This window comes from uncultured Fluviicola sp., assembly GCF_902168135.1.
Classification (GTDB): domain Bacteria; phylum Bacteroidota; class Bacteroidia; order Flavobacteriales_D; family Crocinitomicaceae; genus Fluviicola.
The window spans coordinates 57,007-69,012 of the sequence record NZ_CABHOL010000006.1 but is presented as its reverse complement, the minus strand read 5'-3'; the positions used below and the strand labels follow the sequence as shown (position 1 = coordinate 69,012).

The window sequence follows — 12,006 nt, the reverse complement described above, 5'->3', positions numbered from 1 at the left end:
AGCAAATCGTCCCGACCTTTTCCAGAAAATATTACTTAATTTCGCTTTCAATGGGACTGGTACAAAAAGACGCTTTTCGAACAACTGTTATTTCCTACGTAGGAATTCTTATTGGTTATCTCAATAAAGGTGTTTTGTTTTTACTCATTCTTTCCACAGCCCAAATCGGGCTGATCAACCTGATTATTTCCATTGGAACCTTATTTGCGCAATTGGCGAATTTCGGGACTGTTTACGTGACCTGGAAGTTTTTTCCTTTTCTGAAAAATGAAGAGAAAAAGCATCATGGTTTTTTGCCCTTCGTCCTGTTAATAGTTGGCGCAGGTATCATTATCTACAGCGGACTTTATATTCTTTTCAGAGATCAGATCCAGCAGGGATATATTGAAAAATCCCCCATGTTCCTGGATTATTATTATTGGATATTACCGATTGGAATTTCCTATTCGCTCTTCATTGTCCTGGAAACCTATCTGCGCAGTCTGTATAAGAATATCATTGCTGTTTTTGCCTATGAGGTCGTTCTTCGCCTTGCAACAACTGTAATTCTGGTACTAAAATGGGCAGACCTTATTTCATTTGAATTATTTGTAGGATTGCATAGTCTTTTATACATTATTCCAACCCTCATCCTGGTCTTTTATCTGAGAAACATCAATGAATTCCAGGTGCGGATTTCAACAATCCAAATTCCAAAGCGATTCAAAAAAATCATCTTTTACTTTTCATCCTATTCCTATGTGAATACATTAGGGGGAGTTTGGGTAAGCTCATTGGATGTGTTGATGATTGCTCAGTTTGTGGGGCTAAAAGGAGCAGGGATTTTTGCTACAGTGGTGTTCCTGGCAGGAGTACTTCAAGTTCCATTTAAATCCATCCTTCGCGTAAGTGCACCCCTGGTTTCGGACTTCTGGAAACACCGCGAAATGGATAAGATGAAAGAATTGTACACCAAAGTCAGTTCCGTTTCCTTAGTGATTGGTTTGTCGATGTTTCTTTTGTGCTGGGTGAATATTGATTTTCTGTTTTCGTTTATCAAATCAGAATTTAGGGAGGGAATCTGGGTATTTTTCTTCATTATGATGGGACGATTGGTAGATATGTATTTTGGAATAAACGGATCCATATTTTCGACCTCCAAGAAGTACAGATACGATATCTTCTTCACGGTATTCCTGATTGTTGCAGTTTATCTGTTGAATTATTGGTTGATTCCGATCTTTGGAATTGTGGGAGCAGCAATTTCAACTTCGATTGCATTGTTTGTTTATAATATCGGGAGATTATTGTTTGTGTGGTTTGCTTATAGATTACATCCCTTTCACTGGAAACAGTTTGTGATCATTGGATTGGGAATTATGACCATATTTGCCGGATATTTCACACAAGGACTTATAAACAACAAGTGGATCCAGTTTTTGTTTGAATCCACTCTTGTTTGCGTCTTATTTTTGGTTCCTATTTACGTATTTTCACTCGAACAGGAAACGATCAATTATATCAAAAAGGCAATGGCCTTTATTCGATCAAAAATCGTTTAAGCGATTGTTTTTTTTATCTCGGCAATTGCCTGCTCCAATCCGGAAGCATTTTTACCTCCGGCAGTAGCAAAGAATGCTTGTCCGCCGCCGCCGCCCTGGATCATGGATGCAACTGATTTTACCAGGTTACCCGCGTTCCAACCTTTAGAAGAAACCAGTTGTTCATCAACCAATACACTGATTGCACATTTGTCCTCTTCTTTGGAGCCGATTACCGCAAATAGATTCGGAACTTCACCTTTCAGCTGGAATAAAATATCTTTCACTGAACCGGCATCCAGGTCAATAATGGACTCCAGGAACGAGAAGTCTCCTTTGGAAACAATCTTCGTCTTCAAATCAGCTTTAACCAATTTAGCCTGTTCTTTTTTGAAGTTCTCAACCTGTTTTTGAAGCTGATTGTTTTTCGAAATCAAATCTTCCACAGCCTTTGAAACATCTTTCGGATTCTTCAGCAACTCATTTACAGACTTCAATTTTGATTCCTGGTCCGCATAGTACGTTTCAACTGCTACATTGGTAATCGCTTCGATACGACGAACACCTGCAGCTACTGCCGACTCGGATTGTATTTTGAATAAACCGATCTGCCCGGTGTTCTTCACGTGTGTTCCTCCGCATAATTCTACCGAATCACCGAATTTGATCACACGCACAGTATCACCGTATTTCTCACCGAACAAAGCCATCGCACCCATTTCTGTTGCTATTTCGATCGGAACATTGCGTTTTTCGTCTAAGTCAATGCTTGCGCGAATTGCTTCTCCAACCAAAGATTCGATTTTTGCCAATTCTTCGTCTGTCACTTTTGAGAAATGAGAGAAGTCAAAACGCAGGTAGTTCGGGTTTACCAAAGATCCTTTTTGTTCTACATGTGTTCCCAGTACTGTTCTCAATGCGTGGTGCAAAAGATGGGTAGCGGAGTGATTGTATGCGGATAATTTGCGTTTTTGCTTATCTACTTCAGCTGTGAAAGGTTTACCCGGATTTGCAGGAAGTGTTTCAGACAAATGAACGATCAGGTTGTTTTCCTTTTTCGTATCAAAGATGATTACTGATTCGGAATCGTTGTAAATTCTTCCGGTATCACCAACCTGACCTCCACCTTCCGGGTAGAACGGAGTTTTGGAGAAAACCAACTGGTAGAAAGTTTTTTGTTTTTGAGAAACCTTGCGGTATTTTACAATATCCACAGCGGTTTCCAAATAATCGTATCCAACGAATTCTTCTACCGAATCATCAATCAACTGCACCCAGTCATCGGTTTCAATAGCTGTTGCAGCTCGCGAACGGTCTTTTTGTTTTGTCAATTCTGCATTAAAACCATCCTCATCTACGGAAAGATTATTCTCACGTGCAATCAGGCTCGTTAAATCGAACGGGAAGCCGTAAGTATCGTAAAGTTCAAAAACGGAAACTCCGTCAAGAATTGTTTTGTTTTCATTTTTTGCTGCTTTGATTAAGCTTTCAATGCGTTTGATTCCCTGCTCCAGGGTTCTGAAGAAAGATAATTCCTCTTCACGGATCACTTTTTCAATCAATTCGCGCTGCTTGATCAATTCTGAGAACGGATCTCCCATCACTTCGGAAAGAACAACAGATAATCCGGAAAGGAATGGTTCTTTCAATCCCAGAGTCTGGTAACCGTAACGAACTGCACGTCTCAGAATACGGCGGATCACATAACCGGCTCCTGTATTGGATGGTAATTGTCCGTCAGCAATAGAGAAAGCAATTGCACGCACGTGGTCTGCGATTACACGCAATGCGATATCCGTTGTTTCGTCTTGACCGTATTTTTTTCCCGAAACGCCTTCCATGTGACGGATCAATGTTTGGAACAAATCGATGTCGTAATTGGATGTTTTGTCCTGCAGGGTCATAGCCAAACGCTCCAATCCCATACCGGTGTCTACGTGAGTAGCCGGCAGCAATTCCAAACTTCCATCTGCTTTGCGGTTGAACTGCATGAATACATTATTCCAGATCTCGATCACCTGCGGATGGTCTTCGTTTACGTATTGTTTTCCGTCTCCTTTAGCGCGTTCTGCTTCCGGGCGGTTATCTACGTGAATTTCGGTACAAGGGCCACACGGTCCGGTATCACCCATTTCCCAGAAATTATCTTTTTTGGAAGCAAGAATGATGCGGTCTTCAGAAATAAATTTTTTCCAAATATCATACGATTCCTGGTCTCTCGGAACGCCGTCTTTTTCATCTCCTTCGAAAACGGTTACGTACAACCGGTCTTTCGGGATTTTATAGACTTCTGTCAATAATTCCCATGCCCATGCAATAGCGTCTTCTTTGAAATAATCCCCGAATGACCAGTTTCCAAGCATTTCGAACATGGTGTGGTGGTAAGTATCAACACCCACTTCTTCCAGGTCATTGTGCTTTCCGGAAACGCGCAGACATTTTTGAGAGTTGGCGACACGACGGTTTTTTGGAACCGCATTCCCCAGGAAAAAATCCTTGAATTGGTTCATTCCGGCGTTCGTAAACATCAAGGTCGGGTCATTTTTCACAACCATTGGTGCTGAAGGAACAATCTGGTGTCCTTTCGACGCAAAAAAATCAAAAAATTGCTTGCGAATTTCGTGTACTGTCATTGGTATTCAACTTGCGAACTAGCGTTCAATAAAATTTAATGAGCGCAAATTTAGTCGAATAAGTCAATTTTAAGGATGAAAAACCCTGAAATATTCAGATTATTTTGCCCTGAACATCAAGCGCAATACCACAAAAACGGATATGATCACCGTTGTAACAAAAAAGACATCCGGGAAATTCCCGAACACCTTGCTCATGAACGGTTCTCCCTTGGAATTGTAAATCACTGTTTTTACGTTGTAAACTTTCAGAAGCGTCGCACAGATCAATAACATACCCAGTAAAACAATCGCCCCAAAACGGTAAATGTGTCTTCGGATTTCGGTGTTACCGATCGTATTGCCTTCTTCACCCAATTTAATATTGTGGCGAAGTCCTTCATGCTTGAAGTTGGTAACTATGGCTTTGATATCTTTCGGAAGTGTTTCTACAAGGTACAGATAGTCTTCTGCTGAAGTAACGATTTTGGATTTGATGTTTTTCCAGGAAAAGCGCTCTTTGATCTTGTCGGTTGCGTATGGTTTTACCATGTCGATAAGGTCTAGTTTTACCTGCAGGGATTCCGCAATTTTTTGGATGGTTACCAGTGTTTTTAAAAGCATGTACAAGCTGCTTGGAATGCTAATCCCGTATTTCATCAACAGTTTGAAAGTATCAGTGAACAACCCGGAAATATCTACTTCGTCATACGAATAGAAGGTATATTTCATGGTCAATTCGTTGATCTCAAACTCCAGGCTTTCCAGATCGCGGAAATTCTCCACTTCGGTTAATTTCAAAAGGGCTTTGGCAATTTTATGTGGATTATTATCCGCAAAACCGATTAGGAAATCGATTAATCCGTCAATTTGTTTAGGCTTTAAACTGGCACACATCCCGAAATCGATCAGAACGAGCTGGTTATCTCTTCGGATAAACATGTTTCCCGAATGTGGGTCGGCATGAAAGAAACCATGTTTCAGGATCATAGTCAAAATGACATTCATTCCGTTTTCAGCAATAATTTTCGGGTCATATCCTTTGACAATAAGGTTGGCTAAATTGTCCGGAGCTTCACCTTCCACGTATTCCATGACCAGTAATTTAGATGTGGAATATTTGCTGTAAATTTTAGGAACATATACCCGGTCATCTTCCTTAAACATATGCGTGAAACGCATCATATTTGAAAGCTCATTCATGAAATCAAGTTCCTTGAGCATAATATCACCGAAGTCCTCAATGAAGCGGATCAGGTTGAAATTACTGATCTCCGGGTATTGATTTTGGATTTTCTGAGCGAAAATCTGAAGGAGTTTGATGTCCAGACGGATCTTGTTTCGGATATTCGGACGCTGCACTTTCAGGACCACTTTTTCACCTGTGTGAAGTTTCGCAGTATAAACCTGCGCAATGGATGCAGAAGCTATGTGTTTTTCATTGAATTCCGAAAATACAGTGCTAATAGAAGCTCCAATTTCATTTTCGATGATTTGAATGGCTATGTCGTCAGCTATTGGCCGGGCAGAGGATTGCAGCTTTTTAAGCTCCATTCTTAAACCCTCGGAAGCGATATCAGGCCTGTCGGCAATAATTTGCCCGAATTTGATAAACGTCGGTCCCAGGTCTTCGATAATCAAGCGCAATCTTTCAGAACGTGTTTTCCGGTTCTTTCCTCTCGGATCAAAAATTACCCGCAAAGGTCCTGTTGTAAGCCAATTGGCAACATAATGACCCGCAATGATTCGAATAATCGATAATAATCTGAAAAAATTCTTAAGGTTTGAACTAAAACGAAAAATCCACATAAAAGATTATTATTTATATCAAATGTAATTGAAAGTTTAGTTTATTGAATAAGGTAAGTTAAATACCGGAACAAATTTTCAGATTTTAGCATTCATTCACATTTTTTCTATCTTTAGCGACTTGAAACAAATTAGTGGTTATAAAATCATCACTGCTAAAAGAATTAACAATTAAAACTTATGTCTAACATTTTTAAGAAGAAATCCATTTCACTTTTGTTGAAAGAGGCCGCTGCAAATGAGGGTGGTTTGAAAAAGACACTGGGTGCATGGTCATTAATTGCGTTGGGAATTGGTGCTATTATCGGTGCTGGTTTATTTGTGCGAACTGCAGCTGCTGCAGGTGAAGCTGCCGGATCCGGAGTTACTTTATCGTTTGCTTTAGCAGCAATTGGTTGTGCTTTTGCGGGGCTTTGTTACGCAGAATTTGCTTCGACTATTCCTATTGCAGGAAGTGCATATACTTATTCCTACGCTACTTTGGGAGAAATTGTGGCATGGATTATCGGTTGGGCGCTATTAATGGAATATGCACTGGGTGCCGCTACCGTTTCGATTGCCTGGAGTGAATACCTCAATAACCTCCTCGGCGGTGCAATACCCTATGAATGGTGCCATTCTCCGTTCGAACATGTAAACAAATTAGTAGGAACAGAATACATTGCGCAACTTCCGAAAGAATTGATGACAACTGCTAAAAATGGAGTTGTGATGCTGTCGGATAGTGAATTGGCCAAACTACCGGGAGAATTGAAAGCTCAGGTACAAACCTCTACCGGGTACTTAAACGCACCTGCACTTGCGATTTTGTTAGCAGTAACCCTTTTATTGATCAAAGGAACACAGGAATCTGCGTTTATCAATGGGATCATGGTATTCCTGAAAGTGGCTATTGTTTTAGTGTTTATTGCGATCGGGTGGCAATTTATCAACCCTGATAATCATACACCATATTTAATTCCGGAAGGAGTTGAAAATCACGAAGGAATTTTCCAGCATGGCTGGGGTGGAGTTGTAGGTGGTGCAGCGATCGTTTTCTTTGCTTTCATTGGATTTGACGCCGTTTCAACAGCTGCACAGGAAGCTAAAAACCCTAAAAGAGATATGCCTATCGGAATTCTCGGATCATTGATAATTTGTACGATCTTATATATATTGTTTGCACATGTCCTTACCGGAGTAGCTCCTTGGGAAGAATACGAAAAAGCTGGTAAAGAAGCATCCGTTGCATACGCTGTGAATACATATATGCCTGGTTATGGATGGCTTGCTACAAGTATTACGATCGCTATTTTGGCAGGATTCTCTTCTGTGATTTTGGTGATGTTAATGGGACAGTCCCGTGTATTCTATTCTATGTCAAAAGACGGGTTGATCCCAAAAGTATTTTCTGATTTACATCCGAAATTCAAAACCCCGTATAAATCAAACATGATCTTGTTTGTTTTGGTTGGTGCATTTGCCGCATTTGTGCCGGGAAGCGTGGCGGGAGATCTTACCTCATTCGGTACGTTATTCGCCTTCGTGATCGTTTGCGCAGGAATCATCGTGATGCGAAAAAAATTCCCGCATTTGGAGCGTCCGTTTAAAACACCGTTGGTTCCGTTGGTTCCGATCCTCGGAATGGCGGTATGTACATTTATGATCATTGCTTTGGATTTAACAACTCTAACTGTTGCAGGTTTGTGGATGGTGATGGGCTTCCTGATCTACTTTACTTATGGTAAACGAAATAGTAAGATAGATCAACAGCAGGAGGAATCCAACCCGGAATAATTTATTGATACTACTTGAAGTCTCGCCAATTCCGGCGAGACTTTTTTATTACTGCTTATGGACGAAAACAACTCAAAGAAATCACTCGGTTTAATGGATGCTACTTTCCTGGTTGCAGGAAGTATGATCGGTTCCGGAATCTTTATCGTGTCATCGGAAATGTCACGCGATCTGGGAAGTTCAGGCTGGCTCCTTGTAACCTGGCTTTTAACAGGGATAATTACCTTGTTCGGGGCGTTGAGTTACGGTGAATTGGCAGCCATGTTCCCGAAAGCCGGCGGGCAGTTCGTATACATTCGGGAGGCCTGGGGTAAATTACCTTCTTTCCTCTATGGCTGGACAACCTTTGCAGTCATTCAAACCGGGGTGATTGCAGCCGTTGCCGTCGCATTTGGTAAGTTTGCAGGTGTTTTCTTTCCGGTTTTGGTTGATAAAACGTTAGTGGAATTCGGCGTTATTAAAATCAATGGTGCAAACTTTGTCGGGGTAGGGACTATTCTCATTCTAACGGTCATTAATGTACGGGGGATCAATTATGGAAAGATCATCCAGGCCGTTTTTACCAGCTCCAAGCTTATTGCCCTGGCTGTTTTGATTGTAGCAGGAATTATCGTGGGATTTTACTCCGGTTTTTTTGATGATAACTTTCACAATATGTGGGAAGCAACTTCCACAAAAAAAGAAGAAGGAGGATGGACAACGACCGATTTGACAGCTGTTGGATTAATGATCGTGCTTTCAACCACCATTATCAATTCGCTTTTTTCTTCCGATGCCTGGAATAACGTGACCTTCATCGCCGGAGATATCCGCAATCCGGAACGAAACTTACCGCGCGCCTTGTTCCTGGGAACATTTATCGTTACGATTCTTTATATTCTTGCAAACGTTGCTTATTTAGGTTTGCTTCCGCTTCACGGAACTCCGTTTGATGGCGATTTTGTTTATACGAGAGAAGCCGTTCAGTCTGCCGGGATCCAGTTTGCAAGTTCGGAACGGGTAGGTACAGCAGCAGCATATATGTTGTTTGGTAATGTGGCTAATATGCTGATGGCAATCCTGATTATGATTTCCACATTCGGATGTAACAATGGGCTGATCATGGCTGGATCACGTTTGTTCTATGCCATGTCGAAAGATGGTTTATTCTTTCAGAAAGCGAGTAAACTGAACCGTTTTGGAGTTCCTGCGTGGGCTATGTGGATACAGGCTTTATGGGCTATTATTTTATGCTGCTCGGGTTCCTATGGAATTCTGATAAAGTTTGCAACCTTTGGTTCCATGGTGTTTTACATCGTAACGATCCTGGGATTGTTTAAATTACGCAGAACCATGCCGGATGCACATCGTCCCTACAAAGCGTTGGGTTATCCGGTAATCCCGTTTTTGTATTTGGTTTTTGCTGTGATCATTTGTGTTTCTTTGACGGTGTTCGACAAGAATACGTTTGGAAGTATTCTATTGATTCTTACAGGAATTCCGATTTATTACCTGGTGTTTAAGAAAAAACAGCAAGTTGACTAATTTCAAAACGATCTTACTCTGTTTACTGGGAGCAATTACTTTCGGGATTACTCATGATTTAGTTACTGCAAATATCTGTGTAGAGTATTTCACGATAGGGCATCCGAAAGTGATTGAAAGTCAGAACCCGATTTTCCTGGCGCTTGTTTGGGGAGTTTTGGCTACCTGGTGGGTAGGTTTGATATTGGGGCTGCTCATCGTGTGTTTTAATAGTATTGGAAAATTGCCCCAAATTCCTTTTTCTAAGATTCGGAAATATGTGATCCGCTTACTGCTCATTCTGCCATTTACCGCTGCATTAGCGGGATTAATCGGTTATTTGCTCGCTAAAACAGGGGCAATTCATTTGATGGGTGAATTTTCAGCAACCATTCCTATTGCGAAACAGGAAATGTTTCTCGCAGTAGCTTGGGCTCATGTGAGTTCCTATATTGTTGGATTTGTTGGCGGAATAACCATCTGTATGAAAATTTGGATGCAGCGAACCCGCCCCAATCGAACACTCAAATCTGAATGAGTCCGCAAAGTCCAATAATCAGGTAGCAAACTTCCGGAAAAACGCTTGCGAAGTAAGTTTGAATTTTAAATCAAGTTAGTTCTCCGCTTAAACTGACAAAAATGGTGATTCAAAAGACATTTTTCTGACAAATCGACAGGAGTAATACCACCTTTTAGACCTTTTATGCCAAATCTGTCAGAATCCTGCGCCTTTTTTCAACTGGCACAACCTTTGACTTATGGAAGGAAAATTCTGAAAACGAAAATTAAATAAAATGGGAAAAATAATTGGAATCGATTTAGGAACAACAAACTCATGTGTTTCCGTAATGGAGGGAAATGAGCCGGTTGTAATCGCAAATTCTGAAGGTAAGCGTACAACACCCTCTGTGGTAGCATTCGTAGATGGTGGCGAACTGAAAGTTGGTGACCCTGCGAAGCGTCAGGCGATTACCAACCCAACAAAAACAATTTACTCGATTAAGCGTTTCATGGGATCTTCCTATGATGAAACACAGAAAGAGGCTGGCCGCGTACCTTACAAAATTGTAAAAGGCGATAACAACACACCAAGAGTAGATATCGACGGACGTATGTATACTCCGCAGGAAATTTCTGCAATGATCCTTCAGAAAATGAAGAAAACAGCTGAAGATTATTTGGGTCAGGAAGTAACTGAAGCGGTTGTAACAGTTCCGGCGTACTTTAATGACTCTCAGCGTCAGGCTACAAAAGAAGCAGGAGAAATCGCAGGTTTAACAATCAAACGTATTATCAACGAGCCTACAGCTGCAGCTTTAGCTTACGGTTTGGATAAAAAAGGAATAGACCAAAAGATCGTAGTATTCGACTTCGGTGGTGGTACTCATGACGTTTCCGTTTTGGAATTGGGAGACGGAGTGTTTGAAGTATTGGCAACTGACGGAGATACGCACTTAGGTGGTGACGACGTGGATGAGGCAATCATTACTTGGCTGGCAGACGAGTTTAAAGCAGAAGAAGGATTGGATTTACGCCAGGACCCGATGGCTTTACAACGTTTGAAAGAAGCTGCTGAAAAGGCGAAGATCGAATTGTCTTCAACAACTTCAACAGAGATCAACTTGCCATACATCATGCCGGTAAACGGTATTCCAAAACACTTGGTAAGAACTTTACAACGTTCAAAATTCGAGCAATTGATCGCAACAATCGTTGAAAGAACAATCGCACCTTGTCGTTCTGCTCTTCAAAATGCAGGATTGTCTACAAGCGATATCGATGAAGTGATTTTGGTTGGTGGATCAACTCGTATTCCTGTAATCCAGGATGCAGTGCAGCGTTTCTTCGGAAAAGCTCCGTCAAAAGGAGTAAACCCGGATGAAGTAGTAGCAGTTGGTGCGGCGATTCAAGGAGGTGTATTGACAGGTGAAGTGAAAGATGTCTTATTGTTGGATGTTATTCCATTGTCTTTAGGAATTGAAACAATGGGAGGTGTATTCACGAAATTGATCGAAGCGAATACAACTATTCCGACTAAAAAATCTGAGACATTCTCAACAGCAGCGGATAACCAGCCGGCAGTAGATATTCATGTATTGCAGGGTGAGCGTCCGATGGCAGGCGATAACAAAACATTGGGTCGCTTCTCATTGACGGATATTCCGCCTGCTCGTCGTGGAGAACCGCAAATCGAAGTAACATTCGACGTGGATGCGAACGGAATTATGCACATTTCTGCAAAAGACAAAGGAACAGGAAAAGAGCAGTCTATCAAGATTGAAGCATCTTCAGGTTTGTCTGATGAAGAGATCAAGCGTATGAAAGCAGAGGCAGAAGCAAATGCAGATGCAGATAAGAAGCGTATGCAGGAAGCTGAAACTTTGAATAAAGCAGATTCATTGATCTTCCAAACTGAGCGTCAGTTGAAAGAGTACGGAGATAAGATCCCTGCAGATAAAAAACAACCTATAGAAGATGCTTTAGCGGCATTGAAGACTGAGTTTGAAGCGAAGAACATGGCAAACCTTGATGCGGCAATGGAGCGTTTGAATACAGCTTTCCAGGCAGCTTCTCAGGAAATGTATAACGCAGCAAATGCTGGTGGTGCAGATCAGGGAGCTCAAGGCGGAAATGCCGGAGGAAACTCAGGTGATGAAGTAACTGATGTTGACTTCGAAGAAGTGAACGATAAGAAGTAACAAATAAATAGATTACAAAAAGAGGGCTTTTGCAGATGCAGAGGCCCTCTTTTTTTGGCCCGCGGATTCCGCGGATTTATTAAAAAA

At 41.5% G+C, this 12,006-nt stretch carries 7 protein-coding genes; 5 read left to right on the top strand and 2 right to left on the bottom strand.

The window, feature by feature from the left end; translation table 11 throughout:
• Positions 1–50: 50 nt before the first annotated feature.
• Positions 51–1,541 carry a lipopolysaccharide biosynthesis protein gene (locus QZT69_RS00805; RefSeq protein ID WP_294669605.1) on the top strand — a complete coding sequence of 497 codons (1,491 nt, stop codon included), beginning with the start codon at positions 51–53 and terminating at the stop codon, positions 1,539–1,541.
• On the opposite strand, the gene alaS is transcribed toward QZT69_RS00805, so the two are convergent.
• Positions 1,538–4,153, bottom strand: coding sequence for an alanine--tRNA ligase (alaS, locus tag QZT69_RS00800; protein ID WP_294669602.1), 2,616 nt, complete (start codon positions 4,151–4,153; stop codon positions 1,538–1,540). The genes QZT69_RS00805 and alaS overlap by 4 nt on opposite strands.
• Positions 4,154–4,252: 99 nt before the next feature.
• Positions 4,253–5,941 (bottom strand): AarF/UbiB family protein, encoded by a 1,689-nt coding sequence (locus QZT69_RS00795; protein ID WP_294669600.1) that lies wholly within the window; start codon positions 5,939–5,941, stop codon positions 4,253–4,255.
• A gap of 180 nt (positions 5,942–6,121) precedes the next feature.
• On the opposite strand from QZT69_RS00795, the gene QZT69_RS00790 reads away from it, so the two are divergent.
• The 4 genes from QZT69_RS00790 to dnaK all read left to right on the top strand — a co-directional run bounded on the left by QZT69_RS00790 (position 6,122) and on the right by dnaK (position 11,919).
• Positions 6,122–7,717 carry an amino acid permease gene (locus QZT69_RS00790; protein WP_294669598.1) on the top strand — a complete coding sequence of 532 codons (1,596 nt, stop codon included), beginning with the start codon at positions 6,122–6,124 and terminating at the stop codon, positions 7,715–7,717.
• A gap of 57 nt (positions 7,718–7,774) precedes the next feature.
• Positions 7,775–9,241 (top strand): APC family permease, encoded by a 1,467-nt coding sequence (locus QZT69_RS00785; protein WP_294669597.1) that lies wholly within the window; start codon positions 7,775–7,777, stop codon positions 9,239–9,241.
• Positions 9,234–9,758 carry a hypothetical protein gene (locus tag QZT69_RS00780; protein ID WP_294669595.1) on the top strand — a complete coding sequence of 175 codons (525 nt, stop codon included), beginning with the start codon at positions 9,234–9,236 and terminating at the stop codon, positions 9,756–9,758. The genes QZT69_RS00785 and QZT69_RS00780 overlap by 8 nt, the downstream gene beginning before the upstream one ends.
• Before the next feature lie 256 nt (positions 9,759–10,014).
• Positions 10,015–11,919, top strand: a complete 1,905-nt coding sequence (dnaK, locus tag QZT69_RS00775; protein ID WP_294669592.1) for a molecular chaperone DnaK — start codon at positions 10,015–10,017, stop codon at positions 11,917–11,919.
• The last annotated feature ends 87 nt before the right edge of the window (positions 11,920–12,006 follow it).